Annotated in this window: 19 protein-coding genes; 9 read left to right on the top strand and 10 right to left on the bottom strand. The window is 72.5% G+C overall.

Annotated elements, in window-relative coordinates; all coding sequences use genetic code 11:
• Positions 1-2: 2 nt before the first annotated feature.
• Positions 3-518: a DinB family protein gene (locus NAG42_RS27330; protein WP_250034477.1), complete on the bottom strand. Its 516-nt coding sequence runs from the start codon at positions 516-518 to the stop codon at positions 3-5.
• 72 nt (positions 519-590) lie between these two features.
• Between NAG42_RS27330 and NAG42_RS27325 the strand changes: the two genes are divergently transcribed.
• Both NAG42_RS27325 and NAG42_RS27320 read left to right on the top strand, forming a co-directional pair.
• Complete coding sequence (locus NAG42_RS27325; RefSeq protein ID WP_250034475.1) at positions 591-1,502, top strand: endonuclease/exonuclease/phosphatase family protein; 912 nt, start codon at positions 591-593, stop codon at positions 1,500-1,502.
• A gap of 96 nt (positions 1,503-1,598) precedes the next feature.
• Positions 1,599-2,897: a cytochrome P450 gene (locus NAG42_RS27320; protein WP_250034473.1), complete on the top strand. Its 1,299-nt coding sequence runs from the start codon at positions 1,599-1,601 to the stop codon at positions 2,895-2,897.
• Here NAG42_RS27320 and NAG42_RS27315 read toward each other — a convergent pair.
• The 4 genes from NAG42_RS27315 to NAG42_RS27300 are packed head-to-tail and all read right to left on the bottom strand — an operon-like array spanning position 2,894 to position 6,772.
• Positions 2,894-3,727, bottom strand: coding sequence for a DUF6807 domain-containing protein (locus tag NAG42_RS27315; RefSeq protein WP_250034465.1), 834 nt, complete (start codon positions 3,725-3,727; stop codon positions 2,894-2,896). The genes NAG42_RS27320 and NAG42_RS27315 overlap by 4 nt on opposite strands.
• Positions 3,724-4,527: a sugar phosphate isomerase/epimerase family protein gene (locus NAG42_RS27310; protein WP_250034463.1), complete on the bottom strand. Its 804-nt coding sequence runs from the start codon at positions 4,525-4,527 to the stop codon at positions 3,724-3,726. The genes NAG42_RS27315 and NAG42_RS27310 overlap by 4 nt, the downstream gene beginning before the upstream one ends.
• Positions 4,524-5,624: a dihydrodipicolinate synthase family protein gene (locus tag NAG42_RS27305; RefSeq protein ID WP_250034455.1), complete on the bottom strand. Its 1,101-nt coding sequence runs from the start codon at positions 5,622-5,624 to the stop codon at positions 4,524-4,526. Before NAG42_RS27305 ends, NAG42_RS27310 begins: the two co-directional genes overlap by 4 nt.
• Positions 5,621-6,772, bottom strand: coding sequence for a Gfo/Idh/MocA family protein (locus NAG42_RS27300; RefSeq protein WP_250034454.1), 1,152 nt, complete (start codon positions 6,770-6,772; stop codon positions 5,621-5,623). The genes NAG42_RS27305 and NAG42_RS27300 overlap by 4 nt, the downstream gene beginning before the upstream one ends.
• Positions 6,773-6,905: 133 nt before the next feature.
• Between NAG42_RS27300 and NAG42_RS27295 the strand changes: the two genes are divergently transcribed.
• The 3 genes from NAG42_RS27295 (at position 6,906) to NAG42_RS27285 (ending at position 13,775) form a co-directional block, all read left to right on the top strand.
• The gene (locus tag NAG42_RS27295; RefSeq protein ID WP_250034452.1) at positions 6,906-7,910 is read left to right on the top strand and encodes a LacI family DNA-binding transcriptional regulator; all 1,005 of its coding nucleotides are present in this window, start codon (positions 6,906-6,908) and stop codon (positions 7,908-7,910) included.
• 217 nt (positions 7,911-8,127) lie between these two features.
• The gene (locus tag NAG42_RS27290) at positions 8,128-10,890 is read left to right on the top strand and encodes a helix-turn-helix transcriptional regulator (RefSeq protein ID WP_250034450.1); all 2,763 of its coding nucleotides are present in this window, start codon (positions 8,128-8,130) and stop codon (positions 10,888-10,890) included.
• Positions 10,891-10,991: 101 nt separating this feature from the next.
• Complete coding sequence (locus tag NAG42_RS27285) at positions 10,992-13,775, top strand: helix-turn-helix transcriptional regulator (RefSeq protein ID WP_250034448.1); 2,784 nt, start codon at positions 10,992-10,994, stop codon at positions 13,773-13,775.
• A gap of 113 nt (positions 13,776-13,888) precedes the next feature.
• Here the strand turns inward: NAG42_RS27285 and NAG42_RS27280 are convergent, their stop codons facing one another.
• On the bottom strand, positions 13,889-14,635 hold the full coding sequence (locus NAG42_RS27280) for a hypothetical protein (protein WP_250034446.1): 747 nt from the start codon (positions 14,633-14,635) through the stop codon (positions 13,889-13,891).
• 66 nt (positions 14,636-14,701) lie between these two features.
• Positions 14,702-17,041, bottom strand: coding sequence for a hypothetical protein (locus NAG42_RS27275; RefSeq protein ID WP_250034444.1), 2,340 nt, complete (start codon positions 17,039-17,041; stop codon positions 14,702-14,704).
• 265 nt (positions 17,042-17,306) lie between these two features.
• Here NAG42_RS27275 and NAG42_RS27270 point away from each other — a divergent pair, with 265 nt between their 5' ends.
• The gene (locus NAG42_RS27270) at positions 17,307-18,359 is read left to right on the top strand and encodes a pectinesterase family protein (RefSeq protein WP_250034442.1); all 1,053 of its coding nucleotides are present in this window, start codon (positions 17,307-17,309) and stop codon (positions 18,357-18,359) included.
• Positions 18,360-18,419: 60 nt separating this feature from the next.
• On the opposite strand, the gene NAG42_RS27265 is transcribed toward NAG42_RS27270, so the two are convergent.
• Positions 18,420-20,069 carry a hypothetical protein gene (locus NAG42_RS27265; protein ID WP_250034440.1) on the bottom strand — a complete coding sequence of 550 codons (1,650 nt, stop codon included), beginning with the start codon at positions 20,067-20,069 and terminating at the stop codon, positions 18,420-18,422.
• Positions 20,070-20,282: 213 nt separating this feature from the next.
• On the opposite strand from NAG42_RS27265, the gene NAG42_RS27260 reads away from it, so the two are divergent.
• Both NAG42_RS27260 and NAG42_RS27255 read left to right on the top strand, forming a co-directional pair.
• Positions 20,283-21,548, top strand: coding sequence for a pectate lyase family protein (locus tag NAG42_RS27260; RefSeq protein ID WP_250034438.1), 1,266 nt, complete (start codon positions 20,283-20,285; stop codon positions 21,546-21,548).
• A gap of 126 nt (positions 21,549-21,674) precedes the next feature.
• Positions 21,675-22,292: an NADPH-dependent F420 reductase gene (locus tag NAG42_RS27255; RefSeq protein ID WP_250034436.1), complete on the top strand. Its 618-nt coding sequence runs from the start codon at positions 21,675-21,677 to the stop codon at positions 22,290-22,292.
• Here the strand turns inward: NAG42_RS27255 and NAG42_RS27250 are convergent.
• Complete coding sequence (locus NAG42_RS27250; RefSeq protein WP_250034432.1) at positions 22,289-23,005, bottom strand: zf-HC2 domain-containing protein; 717 nt, start codon at positions 23,003-23,005, stop codon at positions 22,289-22,291. The genes NAG42_RS27255 and NAG42_RS27250 overlap by 4 nt on opposite strands.
• On the bottom strand, positions 23,002-23,535 hold the full coding sequence (locus NAG42_RS27245) for a sigma-70 family RNA polymerase sigma factor (RefSeq protein ID WP_250034430.1): 534 nt from the start codon (positions 23,533-23,535) through the stop codon (positions 23,002-23,004). The genes NAG42_RS27250 and NAG42_RS27245 overlap by 4 nt, the downstream gene beginning before the upstream one ends.
• Before the next feature lie 218 nt (positions 23,536-23,753).
• Here NAG42_RS27245 and NAG42_RS44405 point away from each other — a divergent pair, with 218 nt between their 5' ends.
• The gene (locus NAG42_RS44405) at positions 23,754-24,566 is read left to right on the top strand and encodes a COG4315 family predicted lipoprotein (protein WP_284045907.1); all 813 of its coding nucleotides are present in this window, start codon (positions 23,754-23,756) and stop codon (positions 24,564-24,566) included.
• Positions 24,567-24,607: the final 41 nt, after the last annotated feature.

Here is a 24,607-nt window from a genome sequence, read left to right as displayed (position 1 = left end):
ACTCAGCTGCCGGTCGTTCCGTCGATGAGCTCCCGGATGAGGTCGGCATGGCCGTTGTGCCGCGCGTACTCCTCGATCATGTGCACATACACCCATCGCAGGTCGCACGTCTTCCGCTCCTTCCCGAAGACGAACGTCTCGTCCAACGGCCGGTCGCGGACGGTCCGGCGGACGATCTCGACCTGCTCGAGATACGTGGCGAGGTCCTGCTCCGCCCGCGCGGCGTCGACCAGCTCGAAGTCGGCGTCCGGCACGCCCTCGTAGAGCGGCCCCAACGGCTCGCCCGCGAAGCGGAAGCGGAACCAGATGCGCTCCACCTCGGTCAGGTGCCGCACCAGGCCCAGCAACGACAGCCGGGACGACGGGACCGGGCGACGGGTCAACTGCTCGCCGTCCAGGCCGGCGCACTTGTGCAGCAGAGTCGCGCGGTGCAGCTCGAGGAAGCCGTCCAGGCTCTCCCTCTCCTTCGCCGGCCGAGGAGGAAGGGGGCGTTCCACATCCGGGGCTGTCCATGTCATTCGGTCGATCCTGCCAAGAGCCGGCGCGCCACAGCAAACGCCCGGGTTGTGCGGTGCTGCGACGATCCATCGGTGCGCGGGCGGGGATACGGGGTGGCGGCGGCAGCTGTGCTGGTGGCCGGGGTGGTGGTGGGGCATCGGCTCATCCCGGAGGTGAGCGGGAACCCGGGCAGCATCGTGGAGACGTTCCTACCGTGGTCGGGTTTGAGCATTCCGGTGCTGGCGGTGCTGGGCTGGTGGCGGCGGCCCGCGGTGGCGCTGCCGGCGGTGTTGCTGCCGCTGGTCGCCTGGATGGTCGTCTTCGGGCCGGTGCTGCTGCCCGACGATGACCGGCACGACCTGATCGCGGTGCAGCACAACGCGAGCGACGAGAATCCCGATCCGGCCGGCACGGTGCGGGAGCTGCTGCGGGTGTCGCCCGATCTGGTGGCGCTGGGCGAGGTGCTCCCGGAAGTCCTTCCCACGTATGCGGCGGCGTTCGGTGCGGCCTACCCCTATCGCGCCGCGTACGGCACGGTGGCGTTGTGGTCGCGTTATCCCCTCGTCGCGGAGGGAGCGCTCGACATCCGGCCGCGGGCCTTCGGGGACGACTGGAACCGGGGGCTGCGGGCGGTGGTTCGCACCCCGGGTGGTGATGTCGCCGTCTTTGTGGCGCACCTTCCCTCCGTACGCATGGGGTTGCAAGGTTTTGCCACCGGGCCCCGGGACGAGAGCGCGGCCCGGCTCGGTTCCGCCCTGACAACCGAGCCGACCGAGCGGGTGCTGCTGCTGGGCGACCTCAACGGCACCGTCCAGGATCGGGGCCTGCGGCCGGTCACCGAGCAGCTCCGCACCCACCCGGCGTTCGCCTTCAGCTGGCCCGCCCGGGCGCCGGTGGCCCGCATCGACCAGATCCTGGCCCGCGGCCTGACCGTCACGTCGCTGTGGTCGTTGCCCCGCACCGGAAGTGACCACCGGCCGATCGCCGCGCGGATCCGGTTCTGAGACCGGTCGTGATCGGCCTCACTGCGCGGGCCAGATCTTGCGACCACTATCAGACGAGCCGTTCCACACGGGGACAACGGCTGTCTGGAGGGCGACGTGCCCATCGCCAGTGCCGGTACGACGGTTTCGTCCGTCCGCCTCCGACTGCTCGGATGGGTGGCCCGCCGGTTCGCCGGGGCCGGCCCGGTGTCCTTCGGCGGCAGCCTGTCGCGGCTGCCCGACCAGTCCCTGTTCCCGCTCTTCCGGGACGGCCTCGACCCGGTCGATCAGGTGGCCGCCTGGCGCGAGCGGGCACCGGTCAGCCGGCTGCCGTTGCCGTTGGGCGTCCGGGCCTGGCTGGTGACGGGATACGAGCCGGTGCGGGCCGTGCTGGGCAGTCCGGACGGGTTCAGCAACGACTTCGGCCGGTTCGCCGCGCGGGTCGGGCTGACGGCGGCCGTCGAGCCCGGCGGCCTCGGCATGACCGACCCGCCGATGCACACCCGGCTGCGCCGCATGATCATGCCCGAGTTCACCATGCACCGGCTGGCCCGCCTGCAGCCACGGATCGAGTCCATTGTGGCCGACCGGCTCGAGGCGATGGCCGGGATCGACGGCCCGGTCGACCTGTTGCAGGAGTTCGCCCTGCCGGTGCCCGCGCTCACCATCTGCGAGCTGCTCGGGATCCCGTACGCCGACCGCGCGCTCGTGCAGCGGTTCAGCACCGCCCGCTTCGACCTCGGCGACGGTGCCTACGCTCCGCTCGAGGCCATCAACGAGTCCCGGGCCTATCTGCGCGGCCTGGTCGCCGACCAGCGCCGGCACCCGGGTGACGGGCTGATCGGGTCGCTGATCCGGGCCCACGGCGACGAGCTCGGCGACCAGGAGCTGGCCGGGCTGGCCGACGGGGTGCTGACCGGCGGGCTGGAGACCAGCGCCAGCATGCTCGCGCTGGGCGCCCTGGTGCTGATGACCCAGCCCGAGCTGGCCGATCCGCTGCGGTCCGGTCAACCGGCCGACGCGCTGGTCGAGGAGCTGCTGCGCTACCTGACCGTGGTGCAGGTCGGGTTCCCCCGGTTCGCCGCCCGCGACCTGGAGCTCGCCGGCGCCTCGATCAAGGCGGGTGACCTGGTCATGTGCTCGCTGAGCGGGGCCGACCGGGATGCCGTGCTGGGCCCGGGGATGGACCGGATCGACGCCGGCCGCGCGACGAGCCGGTCGCACCTGGCCTTCGGGCACGGGTTGCACCGCTGTGTCGGCGCCGAGCTGGCCCGGATGGAGTTGCGTACGGCCTATCCGGCGCTGGTCCGGCGCTTCCCGGCAATGCGCCCGGCGGTCGACCCGGCGAGCCTGCCGCTGCGCCGGGCCTCGATCGTCTTCGGCCTCGACGCGCTGCCGGTCGTTCTGGACTCTTAGGTCTGGTCGAGGACGAGCACGCGGATGTGCCGGGAAAGGGTGTCGCCGGGCGGGATGAGCAACGGCTTCTCGTACGCCAGGGCGGCGCACACTCCGATGTAGTCGTCGGTCCGGGTGAACCAGCGGTCGTCACCGGCCAGACCCCGGAAAACGAGCGTGTAGCGGTCATCGACCGTCAGCGTCAGCGACTCGGCGCTGCTGCCGTTCTCCTCCGACGCGACCGCGCGACCGCCCGGCGACGCGACTGCCTGACCGCCCGGCGACGCGACTGCCTGGCCGGCCGGCGACGCGACTACCTGGCCGGCCGGCGACGCGACGGCTCCGGCGGCCGAGGGGCAGCGCCAGAAGAAGCCGCCGTAACCCGCTCCGCCGGTGCGGCCGTTGGTGGCGGGGCTGCCGATCGTCACCGGCTGGTCCGGGGGCGCCGTCAGGGCGTACCGGAAGGAAAGCTCCCACCCGCCGGGAGCCGCCGCCGCCGAGAGCAGCCGGCGTTCGGTCAGCACCGTGCGCTCCTGCCCGTCGCACCAGCGCAGGACCTCGGTGTCGCCCTCCCAGCGGTCGTGCCGGACGGTGCCGTGGTCCGGCAGCCAGGTGTAGCCCTGATCGCGAACGAACGTGCGGCCGCCCCAGAAGTTCCAGCCGTTGACGTCGGCCAGCGTGACCGAGGCGCCGAGGTGCCACGGGTGGTCGAAGCACAACTCGTCCGTGACGACCGTGCCGCCGAGGGTCCGCACCGGATGCAGATAGGGCCGGGGCGCCAGCCGGATGTCGAGCGGCGGGTCGACGACGTAGGTGGCCACGTCGACACCGCCGACGCGCAGCGACGTCACGCGACCGCCGCCTCGTAGCCCGCGATCGCCTCGGCCAGCACGTCGGCTCCGGGCCGCGCCCACACGTCCTCGTGGAAGACTTCCACCTCGACGTACCCGTCGTAGCCGGTCTCGCGCACGGCCCGCGCGAACCGTCGCATGTCGACCGAACCGGTGCCGGGCAGGCCGCGCCCGAGAAGGACCCCCCAGGGGAGCGGCGTGATCCAGTCGGCGAGCTGGAACGCGGCCAGCCGCCCCTCGCGTCCGGCCGTGGCGATCCCGTCCCAGACCGTGTCGTCCCACCACAGGTGGTAGGTGTCGATGACCACGCCGACGGCCTCGGCCGGGTAGGGCGACGCGAGCTGGAGCGCCTGGCCGAGGGTGGCCACCACGCAGCGGTCCGAGCAGAACATCGGGTGCAGCGGTTCGATCGCCAGCCGTACGCCCGCGGCCAGCGCGTCCGGCACCAGCGCGCCGATGGCGTCACCGACGTGGCGGCGGGCTCCGTCGAGGTCGCGGCTCGTGCCCGGGAGGCCGCCGCTGACCAGGACGAGTGTGTCGGTGCCGAGCGTGGCAGCCTGCTCGATCGCGCGCCGGTTCTCGTCGTACCAGTGGGCCTCGTGGAAGAAACCGCCGCGGCACAGCGACGACACGGTGAGCCCGGCGTCGCGGACGAGCGCGGCTGCCTTCTCCGTCCCGTATTCCGACACCTCCTCGCGCCACAGCCCGACCGCTTCGACGCCGGCCGAGACGCAGCCCGCCACCAGGTCGTCGAGTGGCCATCGTTTGGTGGTCGCCTGGTTCAGCGCGAAGCCCTTCATGCCAGTCCCACCGTCGTCAGCCACGCGCCGGCCCGGTGCGCCGCGAGCGAGGCGTCCGGCAGCAACCCGGCTTCGTCGGCCAGCTTCATGAGGGTCAGCAGATGCTGCGGCGACCGGCCGGACTGGGCTCCGTTGACCATCGTGAAGTGATCCTGGTGGCCGGCCAGCCAGTTGAGGAAGACGATGCCGGTCTTGTAGTGGTAGGTCGGCGCCGCGAAGAGATGGCGGGCCAGCGGCAACGTCGGGCCCAAGATCTTCTCGTACGTGTCGACGTCGCCCTCGTCGAGCGCCCGGAGTGCCGCCGCCGCGGGCGGAGCGATGACCGCCAGCACGCCGAGCAACGCCTCGGAGTGCCCCTGCTCGTCCCCGAGGATCAGCGACGGGTAGTTGAAGTCGTCGCCGGTATACATGCGCACACCCGCGGGCAGCCGCCGCCGCATCTCGATCTCGTAGTCGGCGTCGAGCAGCGACAGCTTGATCCCGTCGATCCGGTCGCGGTGCTGCTCGATGATCTCGAGCACCGTCTCGCGGCGGCCCCAGTATCCAGCCAGCGCCGGGTCGAACGCCTCGCCCAGCCAGTGCAGCAGCACCGGCTTGTCCGACTGGGTCAGCAACTCGCCGTAGACCCGCCGGTAGTCGTCGGCGTCGCGGGCGGCCGCGGCCAGATGCCGGCTGCACATCAGCACGGGGGTCGCGCCGGCCTCGTGGACGTCGTGCAGCTGCTCCAGATAGGCCTTGGTGATCTCGTCGATGGTGGCCGGGCCGGGCGGCAGCTGATCGGTGCCCACGCCGGCCACGATGGCCCCGCCGACCGACCGGGCCTCGCCGGCACTGCGCCGGATCAGCTCGCGGGTGGCCGGGTAGTCGAGCCCGGCACCGCGCTGGGCGGTGTCCATCGCCTCGGCCACCCCGAAGCCGTACGACCACAGGTGATGCCGGAATCGCAGCGTCGTGTCCCAGTCGAGGGTGGCCGGTGCGCCCGGGATGTTCTCGGCGCGCGGGTCGGCCGTGACGGGCGCGGCCGCGTACGCGATCCGGCTCGTGAAGGGGGTGGTCGGCTGGAATTGGGCGCCGTGGCCACTGAACTCGACGGTCATCGCCCGAGCTCCGGGATCTCCAGGCGACGGCCCTCGCGCGACGACTGCAGGCCCAGCTCGGCCACCTGGACGCCGCGGGCACCGGCCCACAGGTCACCGGTGTAGGGGCCGTCCTCGGCCACGTACCGCAGGAACTGCTCCCACTGGGCGCGGAAGCCGTTGACGAAGACCTCGTTGTCGGGCACCTCCTGCCACTGCTCGCGGAAGCGCTGCGCGGTCGGCACGTCCGGGTCCCACACCGGCTTCGGAGTGCCGGCCCGCGGCTGGATGCGGCAGTGGTGCAGGCCCGCGACCGCGCTGCCGTGGGTGCCGTCGACCTGGAACTCGACCAGCTCGTCGCGGTTGACCCGGACCGCCCAGGACGAGTTGATCTGGGCGATGACGCCGCCGTCGAGCTCGAACAGGCCGTAGACGGCGTCGTCGGCGGTGGCCGGGTAGGGCTCGCCGGACTCGTCCCAGCGGCGGTCGATGTGGGTCACCGAGCGGGCGGTGACCGCGTTGACCGAGCCGAAGATCTGCTCCAGCACGTAGTGCCAGTGCGGGAACATGTCGAGCGTGATGCCGCCGCCGTCGGCCGCCCGGTAGTTCCACGACGGGCGCTGCGCCCCCTGCCAGTCGCCTTCGAAGACCCAGTAACCGAATTCCCCGCGTACGGAGAGAACGCGCCCGAAGAAGCCGCCCCGCACCAGCCGGTGCAGCTTCTGCAGGCCGGGCAGGAAGAGCTTGTCCTGCACCACACCGTGCTTGATGCCGGCCTCGTCCGCGGTCCGGGCCAGGTCGACCGCCTCGGCCAGACTCTCGGCCACCGGCTTCTCGGTGTAGATGTGCTTGCCGGCCTCGATCGCCGCCCGCAGCGCCTTGACCCGGGCCGAGGTGACCTGGGCGTCGAAGTAGATCTGGACGTCGGGGCGGGCCAGCGCACCGGGCAGATCGGTGGTCCAGTCGGTGAGACCGTGCTGGTCGGCGAGCGCGCGGAGCTTGCTCTCGCTGCGGCCGACGAGCACCGGTTCGGGCCAGAGGACGGTGCCGTCACGCAGCGGCAGACCGCCGTCCTCGCGGATGGCGAGGATCGAGCGGATCAGGTGTTGTCGCAGGCCCATGCGGCCGGTGACGCCGTTGAGGACGATGCCGAGGGGGGTGCGGTCCATAACTTCATTGCCTCCGGCCAGGTCTGAAAACCTTGAGGTAAGCGCTTTCCTGATACCGTACGGGGCGTGCCGCCGGGCGGGCAAGACCGACGGCGGTATCCTCGGCTTCTTTGGATCTGGGGCGGGGGTGGGCGTGGCTACCTTGGCGGACGTGGCGCGCCGGGCCGGGGTGTCCACCGCGACGGCATCACGGATCATCAATGGCAGCTCCAAGCCGGTGACCGAGGAGCTGCGGACCCGGGTGCTGGCGGCGGTGGCCGAGCTGCGCTACGTGCCCAACGCGCACGCCCAGATGCTGGCCCGCTCCAACCGCAACGCGGTCGGCGTCCTCGTGCACGACGTGTCCGACCCCTACTTCGCCGAGATCACCCGCGGCCTGCAACGGGTGGCCACGGCCCACGGCCGCCTGGTCATCATCTGCAACACGTTCCGCGAGCCGGCCCGCGAGCTGGAATACATCGACCTGCTGCACGCCCATCAGGTCGCCGCGATCGTGGTGGCCGGCTCGGGCTACCTGTCGTCGGACGCCGAGACCGAGCTGCACGAGCGGATGGCCGCCTTCGAGACGACCGGCGGGCGCATCGCGGTGATCGGCCGCCACTCCCACACGTCCGACGCCGTGCTGCCGGCCAACGAGGAGGGCGGCTTCCTGGCCGGCGATCACCTCTTCGCGCTGGGCCACACCGCGGTCGGGGTGATCGCCGGACCGGCCGCCCTGACCACCACGGCCGACCGGCTGGCCGGCCTGCACCGGGCCGCCGCCGCCCACGGCGCCACCCTCACCGTGGTCCACGCCGACTTCACCCGCGACGGCGGCGAGGCCGCGACCCTGAAGCTGCTCGCCGACGAACCGGCCCTGACCGCGGTGGCCGCCCTCAACGACTCGATGGCCGTCGGTGCCCTCTCCGCCATGCGCACCTGCGGCCGCACGCTGAGCGTCGTCGGCTTCGACGACATGCCCGTGGCCCGCGACGTGACACCCGCGCTGACCTCCGTACGGCTACCGCTGACCGAGCTCGGCGAGCGAGCCATGGAGCTGGCTCTCACTCCCCCGACCGGCTCGTCCCCCCGGGTCGAGCACATCCCGGCCGAACTGATCCGCCGCGAAAGCACGTGGCCGCTGTCCCGGCCCACCTGAGCCACCCTCGGCCTCCCAAGAGTGCGGCCCGGGCAGACGCGGTGCCCGACCTCACCACTTCGCCCCGGCAGGCGCCGCGAAACGCCCGTTTCGGGCGTCGGTCAGAAAAGTCCGCCCACGGTCGCAACTCGATCACTCAGTGCGGCCTACCCTGCTGATGGCGGTGATCGGCGACCACGTCCCGCGCGCGTGGGCGCGGGCGGGAGGCGATGGGGACATGGCCGGCTTGACGGGGCGGGACGGCGAATCGACCGAGCTCGATCGACTGACCGCGGCCGTGCGGACCGGCGAGAGCCGGGTGCTGATGGTGCGCGGCGAGGCCGGCGTGGGCAAGACGTCGTTGCTCGAGCAGCTGATCACGCGGGCCGCCGGTTTCCGGGTGCTGCGGGCGGCGGGTGTGCAGTCCGAGATGGAGCTGGCCTTCGCCGGGGTGCACCAGCTGGTGGCGCCGGTGCTCGACGGCCTGGATCGGCTGCCCGGCCCCCAGCAGGACGCGCTCCGGGTCGCGTTCGGTCTCGGCGCCGGCCCCGCACCGGACAAGTTCCTGGTCGGTCTCGCGGTGCTGGGGCTGTTGTCGGAGGTGGCTGGTGACCCTCCCCTGCTGTGCGTGGTCGATGACGTGCAGTGGCTGGACCGCGAGTCGGTGCGGGTGCTCTCCTTCGTGGCGCGCCGCCTGTCGGCCGACCCGATCGGCCTGGTCTTCGGGGGCCGGGATGCGGGCGACGATCTGGCCCCGCTCCCCCAGCTGACCGTGACCGGGCTGCGCGACGCGGACGCCCGCGCGGTGCTCGACGCGGCTCTGGCCATGCCGGTGGACGAGCGGGTCCGGGATCTGATCGTCGCCGAGACCCGGGGCAACCCCCTGGCTCTGCTGGAATTGCCGCGCGGGTTGACGCCGGCCGAGCTGGCCGGCGGCTTCGGGCTGCTCGGGGCGATGCCGCTGCCGGCCCGGATCGAGGAGACCTTCGAGCGCCGGCTCGGCGACCTGCCGGCGCCGACCCGGCGTCTGCTCACCCTGGCCGCCGCCGACCCGTCGGGCGACCCGCTGCTCGTGTGGCGGGCCGCGGGCCGGTGGGGCATACCGTCGACGGCCGCGGCGCCGGCGATCGAGGCGGGCCACGCGGAGTTCGGTGCCCGGGTGCGGTTCCGGCATCCGCTCGTCCGGTCGGCCGCCTACCGATCGGCGCCCCTGGCGGAAAGGCGGCAGGCCCACGCGGCGCTGGCCTGGGCCACCGATGCGTCCCTCGACCCCGACCGGCGCGCCTGGCACCGGGCGCAGGCCGCCGCCGGTCCGGACGAGGAGGTCGCGGCCGACCTGGACCGGCTGGCGGGCCGCGCGCAAGGTCGCGGCGGGCTGGCCGCAGCCGCGGCCTTCCACGACCAGGCGGCCCTGCTGACCCCCGACCCGGGCCGCCGGGCCCAGCGATTCCTGGCCGCGGCCCACGCCTTGCGGGAGGCCGGTGATCTGGAGTCGGCGCTGAAGGCGGTGGCTGTGGCCGAGACCGGACCGCCCGATCCTCTGCGCTCCGCACAACTCCAGCGCCTGCGGGGGCTGGTGGCCGCGGACCGGCAACTCTTCACCGAGTCCGTGCCGTTGCTGATGAAAGCGGCCCGGATGCTGACCCCCCTCGATCTCGAGCTGGCTCGGCAGACCCACCTGGACGCCGTTCTGGCCTCGGTCGGAGCCGGCGATCTCGGCGCACCCGACGGTGTGCGCCGGGCCGCCGAGGCCGCTCAGGCCGCGCCGCGCCTGCCCGGACCGCCACGTCTGCTCGATCTGATGCTCGACGCGCATGCCGCCTGGCCGATATCGGGGCATGCCGGAGCCGCACCGGCGATGATCCGGGCGATCGAGCTGCTCCACGAGCTGGACACCGACGCGCACGGCTGGCTCGCGATAGCCAGCGAACGCGGGCCGTCCGCCATGGCCCTCGAGGTCTGGGACTTCGAGTCGTGGCGGGCCTTCGCCGACCGGGAGGTGCGGGCCGCCCGCGAGTTGGGCGCGCTGATTCAACTGCAGGGGGCACTCAACCACCTCGCCGGGGTTCGTCTGCTCTCCGGTGAGCTGAGCGCCGCGGAACGGCTGATGGACGAGTACCGGATGGTGGCCGAGGTCACCGGCAATCGCCCCGATCCCTACACGACGACGATCCTGCTGGCCTGGCGGGGGCGTGGCCAGGAGGCCTCGGCTCTGATCGCGCGCGAGTCGCGCGAGGCGGCCGCTTCGGGCAGTGGACGGTCGAGCGGATCGGCCGAGTACGCGCGTGCCGTCCTCAACAACGGTCTGGGCCGGCACGACGCCGCATTGGAGGCCGCGTCGCGGGCCTTCCGCGCCGATCACTACGGGTACGGCCCCCAGGTCCTGCCCGAGCTGGCCGAGGCGGCCGCCCGGACCGGTGACACCGCGTCCCTGCGAGCCGCGCTGCGGTGGATGGCCGGGCGCACCATGGTGACCCGGACCGACTGGGCGCTGGGGCTGGACGCCCGCATCCGGGCCCTGGCCGCCGACGGTGACGCCGCCGGCTCCCTCTACCTCGAGTCGATCGAGCGCCTGGGCCGGACACCGATCCGCACCCAGCTGGCTCGCTCGCATCTGCTCCACGGCGAGTGGCTGCGCCGGCAGGGCCGCCGGGTGGACGCCCGGCATCAGCTTCGCACCGCCCACCGGATGCTGGACGAGATGGGGCTGGCCGGTTTCGCCGAACGGGCCCGCCGCGAACTCCGAGCCACCGGCGAGAGCGTCCGGAAACGGACCGCCCCGGCCGTCCGGACCGACGGACTCCTCACCGCGCAGGAGACCGAGGTCGCGCGTCTGGCCCGCGACGGCCTGTCCAACCCCGAGATCGGCGCCCGGCTCTTCCTCAGCACCCGTACCGTCCAATATCACCTGAGCAAGGTCTTCACCAAGCTCGGCATCAGCTCCCGCGGACAGCTCCATCGGAGTCTGCCCGGCGAGCCGGCCGGGGCCTTTGTGCGCTGAGTCACGCACGGCCTGGACTGTGCACTTGGCGGACGCGAGCACGGCGGGCCCGGTCCGACGATGACGGTCGCCCCACCTCATCGAAGTCGAGGAGCGCCGCCATGACCGAACAGACACTGACCGATCCGGCCCGACCGGCCCGGCTCCCCGGACTGCGCGGGCGGGAGGCGGAACTGGAGGTCGTCGACGAGCGTCTGGCGGCCGTGCGGGGCGGGTGGGGCGGCGTCCTGCTGCTCGACGGCGCTCCGGGCCTGGGCAAGACGCGGCTGCTGGAGGAGTTGCGCCACCGGGCCGGGCGGGCCGGACTGCGGGTCCTGCACGCCCAGGCGATCCCCGGCCGGCCCGCGATGCCGTTCGCTCCCCTGCTCACCGCCATGCTGAACGCCGAGCCACCGATCGGCGACCTCCGGTCGGCCCGGGACCTGAGCCGTCGCGACGATCTGTCCTACTGGATGGTGCACGACCTGCGGCACGCTCTGGAGAAGCAGGCGGCGGGCACCCCGCTCGTCGTCGTCCTGGACGATCTGCAATGGGCCGACGCCGGCACGGTCGCCGCTGTCCGGGTGCTGGCGGCCCAGCTCGCCCGGGCGGCGATCCTCTGGGTGCTGGCCGCCCGGCTCGGCCAGGCCGCTCCGGAGGTCGGCGATCTGTTCGGGCACCTGTCCAGCGCCGGTGCCGAGACCCTCCGGCTCGCTTCCCTACCGCCGCCGGCCGTGGTCAGCGTGGTCGAGGACGTCACCCGCGCGGTCGCCTCGCCCCCGTTGCTCGACCTGGTGGGCCGGGTCGACGGGCATCCCTACTGGCTCCTGGCGCTGGTGCACGGGCTCCGCGAGGACGACCGGCTGCTCGTCGCCGACGGGTGCGCCACCGTGGTCGGCGGACGACTGCCGCGCCGCCTCGCCCGGGCCGTGGACGAGCAACTCACGCCACTGAGCCGCGAGACCCGGCTGCTCATCCAGGTCGCGGCCGTCCTGCCCGCCCGGTTCACGGCGGAGCAACTGGCCGGGCTGATGCGGATCCATCCGGCCGACCTGATCGAGCCCCTCGACGAGGCGATCCGCGCGGGTCTTCTGGCCATCGACCACGGTGCGATGCGGTTCAGCCCGGAGCTGCTTCGCCACGCCACCCGCGAGGCCCTGCCGGGATCGCTGCGCCGGGCCCTGCAACGGGCGGCAGCCGACGTGCTGGTGGACACCGGGGCCGACCCGTCCGACATCGCCGCGGCGTTCACCGAGGGAGCCGGACCGGGCGATCGGGCCGCGGCCGCCACCCTGCGTGACCTGGCCCGCAGGCTGGCCTGCTCCGACGCCTCGGCCGCGGCCGACTTGTGCCTGCGGGCCCTCGACCTGCTGGCCGCGGACGACCCGGCCCACCTGCCGACGCTGACGGACGCCGCCGACCTGCTGCATCGCGCTCACCGGACGGCGGAGGCCACGCAGCTCACCGAGCGGGCCCTGGCCGGGCCGCCACCGGCCGAGCAGGAGGCCGCGCTGCGACTGGCCCTGTCCGGCATGGCGGCCCGGCCACTGGTCGCGCGCCTGCGGGACAACCGGATCAGCCTTGATCTTCCGCATCTCCCCCCTCTCGTCCGGGCCCGGCATCGCGGCCGGCTCGCCTGCCACCTGATGCTGAGCGGTGACCACGAGGCGGCCGGCCGCTCCGCTCGTCAGGCGCTGGCCGAGGCAGCCGAGCTGGGCGACACCGACACCGACACCACGACGTACGCCCGGCTCGCCCTGGCCGGGGCGGAGGCCGCCCGGGGTCACGGCGACGCGGCAGCGGCCCTGCTCGACCGCTGTGCGGATCCCCGGCCAGGGCTCGACCCGTTCGCCGCGGACCTGTGGCACTGCCTCGGACGGGGGCCGGAGGGTGACGCCGCGGCGACCGAATGCCTGCGTCAGGCCCGGCGGGAACGGAACGGACCCCAGGCCGACCTGGCCACCCAGATCCGCGCTCAGGCCCACCTGGCGTCGGGCCGGCTGGCCGCGGCCCGGGCCGGTCTCGACGGCGCCGGGACGGACCGGGACCGGGGTGTCGTCGCGGTCCTGCGGATGGTCACCGCGGCCGGGCTGGCCGCCCACGTGGGCGACAAGGACCTGGCCAAGTCGGCCGCCGGTGTGGCCCGGCAACTGCGCACCACCGGCAACACCGTCGAACGGTGCTGGGCCACCCGGGTCCTGGCGATGACCGCGGCCCGCCGGGGCGACCCGGCGCAGTCCTGCCGGTTGCTCGCCGGCGAACCGCTGCTGCCGGCCCCGATGCCGCTCCCGGCCGACATGGCGTTCCTCATCGCGGTCGCCCGCGCCGCCATAGCCGGCCAGGACCGCGTCCTCGTCGAGCGCCTCACGGCCGTGGCAATGACGCTGGCTGCCGGGACCGGCAAGGCCCCGGCCTATGCCGCCACCGCGGAGCACCTGTTCGGCCTGTTCACCGAGGACGTCCCCCGGCTGCGTGCGGCCGGCCGGATGCACACGACCGCGGAACGTCCCTTGCTGGCCGCGCAGGCCGCACAGGACGCCGCCGAGATGATGCTGCGCGAAGGCCCGTACGCCGAGGGCCTGGATCTGCTCAACGACGCCTTCGACGCCTTCTCCGCCACCGGGGCCGTCGCCGACGCCCAGCGGACCGGCCGGCTCCTGCGGTCGAACGGGACGCCGCGCCGGGTCACCACCACCACCCGGCCCAGCACCGGTTGGGCGAGCCTGACCAACGCCGAGCTGCAGGTGGTGCGTCTGGTCGCCTCCGGTGCCACGAACCGGGACGCAGCCCGCCGGCTCTGCCTCTCGCCGCACACGGTCAGCACCCACCTGCGGCACGCCTTCACCAAGCTCAGCATCACGTCCCGCATCCAGCTCGCCAACATGCTGCACGACCTGGACGGCTGAGCTTCACCAACCCGGCGGGAGTCCTACTCCACACGCGCGATGCCGCCCGGAGCCCCCGTTCCGGGCGTGGAGTCATCCATTGCGGACGGACCGGCCGAAGGAGCACGACCCGCTCACAGGTCGGCGCAGGTCTGTTCGCCGGGTAGCAGCGGGCGGACCACCAGCGTCACGCGGTGGCCTTCGGCGTCCCAGCGGGTGTCCGGGCCGGCGTCGCGCAGCGCGGGCAGCAGCGGCTCGGCTTCGCTGCGCCCGAGCACCTGGCAGGGTTGCGCCGGGGCGCCGGGCAGCGCGGACAGCGGCACGGCGAGGGGCCACGGGCGAGCCTCGCCCCGGCCGTCCGAACCGGCCATGACCAGCACCGCGTACTGCTCGGGCTGGTAGTCGCCCGCGTCGGTGCCGCTGCCGAGGGCCGCGTCGGCGAACTCCCGGACCTCGCCGCGATCGCCGCCGTCGTCCTCGCCCGGGCCCACCACCGTGGTCTCGTGGATTCCGGCCTGGTCAGCGATCCGGACGGTCAGCACGTCACCGTCCTGGATGTCGCGGTCGTAGACGTGGTCCTCGAAGAGGCCGGCCCGGTCGGCGAGCCGGTACAGCTCGGTGATCCGGTCGGGCGGGACGGTACGCCGGATGCCGGTCAGCACGGCGCCGCGGGTCTCGCCCCGCACCACCGCGGTTCCGTCGCCGAAGAGGGTCAGGTCCGGGAGCGTCCACCGCTCGACCGGCGGCGCCAGGCCACCACCCCGGTCGACCGTCACGATCACGGTGGCCGGGCCGGCCGGAGCAGCGGGTGGTTCGCCCGGGCCGCACGCCACCAGCAGTGACAGCATCAGTACGGCGTACAGCGGCAGTCTGCGACTCATCGTGGTCGGACGCTCCTCGGGGCAGAGCGGTTCCGGCGGGCCGGTCGGCCCGCCGGAACCCTCCGGTCAGGACCGGGTCACTGTGTAGGTGCCCGCGCCCGCCTTGTTGACCACGATCACGCCGACGCAGCCGTCGGCCGGTGCCGTGTAGCCGACCTGCTCCGGCTGGCCCGGGCCGGCCGGGGTGGCCGCGGTGGCCGCGCCCCGCGACTTGACGTCCGGCTCGGCGCCACCGGACTCGACCACGAACAGCTCCGGGTCCTGCGTGGCAGCGCCCGGGGTGACCGTGAACGTCACCTGCTGGTTCGCCGTCAGGCACGAGGTCCACGACGTGACCACGTCGCCCGCGCCCAGCTGCCGGGTCGCCGTGCCGGTCAGCAACTCACCGGTGTCGAAGAGCTGGACGGTGTAGGCCCCGGTGCCGGCCAGCCGGCGGACCTGCGGGTAGTAGTCGCCGAGCGGGCGGTGTCCCGGTGACGAGTTGACCGCGAGGAAGTCGACGGTGTCGGTTCCGATCGCGCTGGTGCCGAGCAGCTGGGTCAGTGCCCGGTCGTCGTAGAGGCGCAGGTCGTCGTCCGCACCCGTCGGCGGCCGCACAGCCACCACCGACCACGCCTGGTGCTGGGTGTCGTAGCGGTAGTTGTGATCGTTGGGCGGGGTGGTGCCCTGGACGGCCGCGCCGCTGGTGAGCGGCTGACGGAAGCCGTAGTCGATCGTGTTCTGGAACAGCGAGCCCAGCGCGGGGTCGCCGACCTGCTTGCCCTCGCGTCCGCGGGCCGCCCAGTAGGCCGCGAACGTGGTGACCCGGCCGTTGAGGAAGGTGTCCCAGACGTTGGCCAGGGTGTCGTTGTAGGTGTCGGTGCCGTCGTCGGTCGTGTCCAGCAGGTCCCACAGCGAGCCGGCCACACGACCCTCGACCTGGTCGCCGTCGTTCCAGCCGGGGGTGCCCCAGGTGGCGGTGTCGATGTTGCCGCGGTTACCGGGGATGTCGGGGTTGTTGAGCACGGCCGTGCCGTACCAGTCGGCGAAGCCCTCGACCCAGGCACAGATGGGCCCGGACTGCTGGTTGACGAAGTGGGTGCGGCAGGCCGGCTGCTCGCTCGGCGGCATGTTGTCCTCGTAGACGTCGTCCATCACGCCGTGCCCGAGCTCGTGGATGACCACCCACGGTTCGGCCGGGTCGGGCGCGCCCAGCCGGACCTCGTCGGAGCCGGGGTCGTAGAACGCGCCCCGGTTGATGCCCGGTTCCCACTCGATGTCGATGTTCTGGCAGTTGGTGTCGCGATCGTCCCAGCAGTCGCCCGGCGTCCAGGCGGCGGCGGTGTCGGCCGTGTCGAACGCGTGGTAGGCCGGCATCTGCGCGGCGTTGGTCGGCTGCAGGGTGCCGAACCCGATCGTCCGGCCGGTGCCGACGTTGTTCCTGGTGGCCGTGTCGTACTGGTACGGGTCGTCGTCATCGTTCTCGACCTTGTATTGCGAACCCTCGGTGACCGCCCGGAGGTAGACGTCCTGGCCGCCGCCACCGAGACCGTCGTTGTTCGAGAAGCAGGCACGGAAGGAGCCCTGGGCGTCGGCCAGACCGGAGGCGAGCAGGTCGTCACCGAGCAGATCCTCGTCCCAGACCTGGTATTGCAGGTTCTTGGACGGGTGGGGAGCGCCGGTGTTGTCGGCGTAGATGAGCGTCGCGGTGACACAGGTCGGCTGTTCGATCGCCGCCCCCGGTGCGGCCGGCGGGTCGTCACTGAACGGCTTGGGCAGGTGAGCCGTGCTCGCGGGCCGGTACGGCACCGAGGGGTAGGCCGGCACCGCCACGGTGCCCGGCGGGCTCGCCTTCGCCACGTCGCTCTCGCTCAGCCCCAGCCGCGACTGCTGCGCCGAGGCTCCGATCGTGAGGGGCAGGTGGAACTCGGTGCTGCCGTACTCCGGGCCCCGGGCCGACGTGGCCTGCGCGCGGAGCACGGTCGCTCCGGCCGCGACGGCGGTGACGTCGGCCTCGAACCGCTGGGTGCGGCCGGGAACGGCGGCCACCTTGGCGGTGATGGTGCTGACCGAGCCCAGGTCGGACGGCCGTTTCGACGCCGTGCCGGCCTTGGTGAAGCCGGTCGGGACGGTGGCCCAGGTGAGCGGCGCCGGCAGGGCGACCCGCACCGTGAGGTCGTCGACGGGTATCTGGGTGTCCACGGTGATGCTGAGCCGGGCCTGCTGCCCGACGGCCGGGGCCTTGCTCAACGTCGCCGCCACGGTGGCGCAGCGGGCCCACTCCGAGGCGACCGACGTGCAGTCGGCGGAGGTGGGCACGGCCTCGGCGGCGGCGACCGGCGCCGGCAGCCCGAACGAGCCGACCGCCAGCGCCAACAACGCGGCGCCGGCGATCCTTCTGTCTCGCGATGATTCGTGGTGGTGCACGTGACCTCCCGTTATCGCGTGCGGATATCGGAGGCGCACCAGTCACCAGCCGGCGAGCGCGGCGTTGCCTGCGCCGAGCCGGCCTGTTCGTCAGCCCCCGCATAGACGAACGTCGCTAGGTTACGTGGCTTCCGGGGCCTCAGGGGGAATGATGTGTGCCAATCGATTCGATCTACGACAGACCCGCCTGATCCATTGACTTACGCCGATGAAGAACTCTAAGTTGCGCAGGAAAGGCCTTTCCTGGCCGGTTCGAGGAGGCGGCATGCGCAGACGGACGTTTCTCGGGATCACCACGGGCGCGGTCGCGTCGGTGTCGGCCCTCAGCGGGCGGGCCGCGTCCGCGGCGCCGGCCGGCCATCGCGCGGATGTCGTCGTCGCCGCCGACGGCAGTGGGGACTTCACGTCCGTACAGGAGGCTGTGGACGCCGCGGACGGCTCGCCGTTCGTCATCGGGGTCCGGCCCGGCACGTACCGGGGACGGGTGGTCGTCCCGGCTGACCGGCCGTTCGTCACGGTGGCCGGGCTGGGGCGGCGGCCGCAGGACGTGGTGATCGCGGACGATCGGGCCAACGGGACGCCCCACCCCGACGGCGGCACCTGGGGGACGAGCGGCAGCGCCTCGGTGACCGTCGACGGGGCCGGGTTCCGGGCGCACAACCTGACGTTCGCCAACCTCTTCGACGAGGCGGCCCACCCCGAGATCACCGGGCGGCAGGCCGTCGCGGTGCTGACCCGGGCCGATCGGGTGGCCTTCTCCCGCGTACGGTTCCTCGGCAACCAGGACACGCTCTACGCCAACAGCACCTCGGCCGCGACGGTGGCCCGCGCCTACTTCCGCGACTGTCACATCGAGGGCGACGTCGACTTCATCTTCGGCCGGGCGACCGCCGTCTTCGACCGCTGCCGGGTGCACTCACTCGACCGGCAGTCGACGCCGGCCGGCTATGTGACCGCGCCCAGCACCGACATCGCCAACCCGCACGGCTTCCTCTTCACCCGGTGCGCCTTCACCACCGACGCCCCGCCCGCGACGGTCTTCTTCGGCCGGCCCTGGCATCCCAGCCAGGACCCGGACGCGATCGGGCAGACCATCATCCGCGACTCCCGGATCGACGTCCACATCGGAGCGACGGCCTGGAGCGACTTCGGCACGTGGCCGTGGCGTGCGGCGCGCTTCGGCGAGTTCCGGAACTTCGGACCGGGCGCCCTGGTCACCCAGGACCGCCCTCAGCTCACCGCGGCCGAGGCGGCCACCCGGACGATCCCGGCCTTCTTGCGCGGCACCGACGGCTGGGCCCCCGACCGCCGGCCCTGACACCGGCCCGACGGAGAGGCCGGGGGGTGCGCCGGCTGGCGGGCCGACGCACCCCGGTTCTCAGCCGGCCGGCGGTGTCACATACGAGCGGGTCACGCGATACGTGCTGACTTCCGGATCGGCCGTCACGGTGAGCGTGGTGGGCGCTCCGGGGAACGCCATGCACGTGAAGCTAGCCTCGTCCATGACCTCGCACACCCGTCCGGCATCGGTGTTGACCTCGCCGGTGGCCGCACCCGAGCCGGACGTGCGCTCGATGGCCACGGCCATGTCACCCTCCGCCTGGTTGGTGAAGGTGAAGCACTCGGTGAAGCGGTGGGGGCCGAACGAGACGGTCACGTCCGGGCGCCACGGGCGGCAGCCCTCGAACCGGTCCTGGCGCTGCAGGCCGATCACATAGTCGCCCGCGGCCTGACCGATCTTGGGGGACGCCAGCACCCGGTAGGGGCCGCCGGTCTCCTCACCGATGCAGTAACCGGGACGGCCACACCGGGGCTCGCCGGAACTGGTCAGCAGCGCGACGTCGGGACGCTGGGTGCGCGCCGTCAGGATGCTGAGGTATTCGGCATCGGTCTCCACCGTGTAGCAGTCGATCTCGCCGATCGTGGCGAAGGAACCGCGCCGGGCCGGGCCGTGCGCACCCTGGTCGTCCATCGACCGGCAGCCCGCGGCCGAGGCGGGGGTGAAGGTCGTCCGGTACGGCCGCTCGTCGAGGCCCGACCATCGCTGGCCGGCGAAGAGGTAATAGGTGCCGGCGGCCGGGAACGTGCACAGCAGCTGCAACTCGCCGCAGTCGCGGAGGACGTTCACGTCGGCGTCGACCACCCAGTAGTCGCGCGGTTCGTTGGCCACCGCCCGGGCCCGCAAAGCGTAGGTGCCGGCCGCTGGCACATGCAGCTCGCGACAGCGGATGCCACTGGCCGGGTCGGCCGGCGCGACGCCGAAGCGGCGCGCGGGCGTCACGACCGGGCAGCCCTCGAACGGCGCCACCGAGGCGACCTGGATGCCGGCCGGCTCGTCGGCCGGCACGCTGCGGGTGGTGAACACAGCCGTGTACGGCCCGTCGCCGGTCAGCACGCACGGCGGGTTCTGGTATTTGTTGGGGAACCAGCAGATGGCCTGACCGGCGGCGTCGCTGATCCGGGACAGGCCGTCGTCGGTGTAGGCGTAGACCTTGCCGCCCGGCTCACCGGGGAAGGTGGCGCAGTGCGACTCGAGCGGGTCGCTGTGCGGCACCTTGGTCGTCGGGGAGTCCCACCGCGTGCCGGTCACAGGCGTGCAGCCGATCGGGTCGACCAGGACCGCGGCCACCCGGTAATCGAAGGGCGGGGTGCTCGCATAGGTGTCGACGTCGATCGTGTAGTCGCCGGCCGTCGCGATCGAGCACGACCAGAAGGTGCCCGCCGGTTTGAGGCAGACCCGCCGGCCGTCGGCGACCGAGGTGACCCAGCCGGTGAAACCGCCGACGCTGGGCGTCGCGATCTGGATGAAGTGGGTGCCGGCCGACAGGTGGACAGCGTGGCAGGTCCGCGCGCCGGTGACGGCCCGGCCGGTCGCCTTCTCGTCGTCGGCCAGAATGCCCAGGCGGCCCTCCTTCAGCGGCACACAGTCGGCCGAAGCCGCCGGTGCCGGGTCGGCGGCGTGGGCCGGGCCGGCCATCCCCGACGCCAGCAACAGGCCGCACCACAGTGCGGCGACCCAACGTTTCATGACTTTCCCCCGTGGTGTCTCGAAACAACGTCCTCAGTGGATATCACGGCGGAACTGCATCGATCTACCCCGTTGTGAAATATTCGTTCACGAGACGCTTATTTCAGCGGACAGTCTGCAAATTTCTTGCGTTGCCGCATCCATTGACGGTGGTCGAACGGCGTGTGACCGTGGCGGCAAACGCTTTCCTGCACGTCAAGAAGGGGAACCGCCATGCCCGTCGCCGCTCCGCTCGTCGCCGCCTTGCTGCTCACCTTCGCTCCCCCACCGGCGGCGCCACCGGTGTCACCGGTGGCACTCGCGGTCGCCCGGCAGGTGGCCGCCCCTGATGACGGCTGGGCCGCGGGCACGACCGGCGGCTCGGCCGCCGACGACGCGCACATCCGGGTGGTCCGCAGCCGGGACGAGCTCGTCGAGGCGGTCGCCGGGGACACGCCCAAGATCGTCCTGGTGCGGGGCCGCATCGACCTGCGCGAGGGCCTGAGCTGCGACGACTTCGCCGACCCGGAGTACTCGCTGGACGCCTTCCTCACCGCGTACGAGGGTGTCCCGACCCGCCCGGCCGGCCCGTTGGAGGACGCCCGGGTGCGCTCGGCCCGCGCCCAGTCCGACCAGATCCGGGTGCCGGTCGGCAGCAACACGACGATCATCGGCCTCGACGGCGGCCGCCTGGAGCACGGCAGTCTGGTGCTCACCAACGTGAGCAACGTGATCGTGCGGAACCTCGAGGTGACCGACGCCGCCGACTGCTTCCCGGCCTGGGACCCGACCGACGGCTCGGCCGGCAACTGGAACTCCCTCTACGATCTGGTCTCGCTCAGCGGCGCGACCAAGGTGTGGCTCGACCACAACACCTTCAGCGACGGCAACAACCATGACGCCGATCAGCCGCTGTATTTCGGCCGGCCCTACCAGGTGCACGACGGCGCGACCGACTTCATCCGCGGCTCCGACCTGATCACGGTCTCCTGGAACGACTACTACGACCACGACAAGACCATGCTGATCGGCTCGACCGACACCCCCGGGGTCGACGTGGGCAAACTGCGGGTGACCGTGCACCACAACCGTTTCGGCAATGTCATCCAGCGCGCGCCACGGGTCCGGTTCGGCCAGGTCGACGTCTACAACAACCTTTACGTGGCCACGGACGAGGAGTACGGCTACTCGCTCGGCGTGGGGGTCGAGTCCAGCATCTACGCCGAGAACAACTACTTCCGGCTGAGCGCCGACGTGCCGGCCTCGGACGTCATCGCGTACTGGAAGGGGACCCGCATCACCGCGCGCGGCTCTCTCGTGCAGGTCTCGGGTCGTGCGCCCCAGCCGGTCGACCTGGTGGCGGCCTACAACGCCGCGCACGATCCCGATCTGGCTCCCGACGCCGGCTGGACGCCCTCCCTGCGTACGCGTCTCGACCCCACCGTCCTCGTGCCGGTGCTCGTCAGCGCGGGCGCCGGCATCCGCCGCATCCTCCGCTGAGAAGCGACCGAATCGACGCGGCAGTCACCGCACTCCGCGAAACGACGCAGGTCAGGCCCCGGATCCGGGTCGGCGAAAATGACAGTTCGCCACTCGTCCGGGGCCGGGAGCGGGCACGCTGAGGACATGCACATCGGCGTGATCGGGGCAGGACAACTCGGCGCAACTCTCGCCGAGTGGTGTGTGGAGGGCGGGCACGACGTGGCCGTCACGTCACGCCACCCGGAGCGGCTGGGCGACGTGGTCACTCACCTCGGCGGGCATGGTACGGCGCTGCCGGTGGCCGAGGCGGTCGACTTCGCCGACGTGGTGCTCTTCGCACCCAACTGGGAATCGGCTCCCGAGGCGATCGAGCTGGCCGGCACGACGCTCGACGGCAAGATCGTCATCGACGCCACCAACCCGACCGGCCCGCTGCTCGGCGGCGCCACCAGCGGGTTCGAGACCTTGATGAGCCTGGCCCCTCAGGCGCACTGGGCCAAGGCACTGAACACTCTGCCGGCCAACGTGCTCCAGCGCCGCCGCGGTCACGACCCGCTGCTGGCCGAATTCGTCTGCACCGACCTGCGCGACGCCCGCCAGGCCGCGTCGACGTTGATCCGCGACATGGGCTTCGCGCCGTTCTATGCCGGCGGCGCCGAGACCGCCCGTCTCACCGAGCCCGGCGGCCCGCTCCAGCGGACCGAGGTCGACGTCTTCCACGCCAAGGACGTCCTGGCCGAGGCCCTGACCGGCCGTTTCTAGACGTCGACCGTCACGAACTTCCGGCCGCTGGTGTTGACCACCCGGACGGCTTGGACCTGCTCGGGGTCGATCAGGGCGCTGCCGTTGAGCGTCGTGCCGCCCGACTCGCCCGCGGCCGACACCAGCCAGCTGCCGGCGAAGGCCGTCGAGCCGTCCTCGGCGACGACCTCGAGCACACACTTCTCCCCCGCCGGGATGCCCCCGACGGTGGCCGTCACCCGCACCCAGCCCGCGGCCGGCGACATCGCCACTTCCATCCGCGCACCGGTGGACGCGTCGGTGGCCGACCCGAGCCGGGCCCCGGCGGGCACCGACAGCGTCGCCGAGGGTTGTGCGACCGGATCCGGCGCGGGGGCGGTGCCCCGCCCGACCAGCACGCCGCCGGCGATCGCGACGGCGGCGGCCGCGGCGGCGATCGACGTGACCGCGGCCAACCGGCGGTAGCGGTGACCGGAAGACTCGCGCCGCACCTGGCGCAGCGTGCGCTGCAGCAGGAGGTCGGCGTCGTCGGGCGGCCCGTCGAGAAGCATCTCCTCGGGCACCTCGCCCAGCTGATCGGACCACTGGCGCAGCGAATCACGCTCGGCCCGGCACTCGGCGCAGCCCGCCAGGTGCTCGTCGGCCTCGGCCCTCTCCTGATCGGAGAGCATTTCCAGCAGGTAGCCCGCCAGGTCGACGTGGTCGTCGATCGGCGCGCTCTCCGGCGTACTCATGATGCCAACCGTTCCGTGCCGGCCTCGCGCAAGGCCCGCAGCGCATAGAAGGACCGCGATTTCACTGTGCCCGGCGGGATCCCGAGCACCTCGGCCGCCTCGGCCACCGTGTTGCCTTTCAGATAGACCTGTTCGAGCACTTCACGGTGCTCGGGCGAGAGCCGGCTGAGCGCGTCGACGACAACCATCGACGTGACCACGCGGTCGGAGTGGTCCTGCTCCACCGCGGCGTCGGGCGGGCTCTCGGCCACCTCGGGAGGCCGCCTGTTCCGCGCCCGGATCTGGTCGAGCACGATGTTGCGGCAGACCGTGAGCAGCCAGCCGCGGACGGAGCCCTTGCCGTTGTTGAGGCTGTCGGGGTGCCGCCAGGCCCGCACCAGCGCCTCCTGGACCACGTCCTCGGCGGCGGCCCGGTCGCGGGTCAGCTGCGTGGCATACGCGAGCATGGCCCGGCCGTGTTCGGAGAACAACGATCTGACCAGTGCCTCATCGGCCACCTCCCGGTGCGGTCTCTGTCTGCTCGACGGCATCCGTCTCTCTCCCCGCGGCACTCTCACCCGTGCCGTCTGCTTTTGCAGGCGTGTGACGACATCGATGAAAGTACTGCGCCGCGGCTACCGGGAATACGTGCCCCATGACCGGCGCGGATCAAGATTTTCGGGAAAGTGGCACATCCCGGTGAACCGCGGCCCGGGGCGCGGCGTGTGGAGGCCATCCCCATTGGACGGGCACCGAGACGGAGCGAGTCATGATCAAGCGGAGCAGGACGATCTACGTCGCGGCCATGCTGGCCGGTCTGGCCAGTGTGGCCGCCTGTGGCAGCCAGGAGACGCCGGCCGGCACCGCGGCCGACCTGCCGGTGCCGGTGGCCGTGCAGGAGTCCGAGGCCCCGGTCAATCCGCAGGGCCCGGGTGAGCTGCCGGAGCTGGCCGGCGCGGACGAGCCTCCGGCGGTGGACGAGCCCCCGGCGGTGGACGAACTGCCGGCCACCGCGGCCCCGACCGCCTCGGCCGACGCCCAGGCCGACGTCCAGGAAGAGGAGCAGGCCGCTCCGGAACCCGCCGCGTCGCCGACGGTGGCCAAGAAGCAGCGGTGGGTCAAGATCTTCAGCGGTCCGTCGCAGAAGGACATCACCCCGCCGAAGTCGCGCCTCACCGGCAGCAACGTCGTCGAGCTCAACGCCACCGAGAACCAGCAGATCGGCACGTACGTCACCGACGGCGCCGGGCGCACGCTCTACCGCTTCGACAACGACTCCAACAAGCCGCCGAAGTCGGTCTGCAACGGCGACTGCGCGACCGCCTGGCCGCCGCTGCTCATCAAGTCCCCGGGCAAGATCTTCCCCCAGGGCATCGACCCCAAGATCGTCGGGTACGTCGAGCGGGCCGACGGCCACTGCCAGGTCACGATCAACGGCTGGCCGGTCTACTACTTCGTGGCCGACGCCAAGGCGGGCGACCTCAACGGCCAGGGCCTGAACGGCAAGTGGTTCGCCATCAAGCCGGACGGTGGCAAGACCGCCGCGATCCCGGGCTCGCTCTCGCCGGGCACCACCAAGTAACAAGCCGAACTCGCACCACATCGGGGGCGCGCCCGGCGGTT

Source organism: Paractinoplanes maris, assembly GCF_023544465.1.
Lineage (GTDB): Bacteria > Actinomycetota > Actinomycetes > Mycobacteriales > Micromonosporaceae > Actinoplanes > Actinoplanes maris.
The sequence above is the reverse complement of the archived record's forward strand: the minus strand, read 5'-3'. Positions and strand labels throughout refer to the sequence as shown.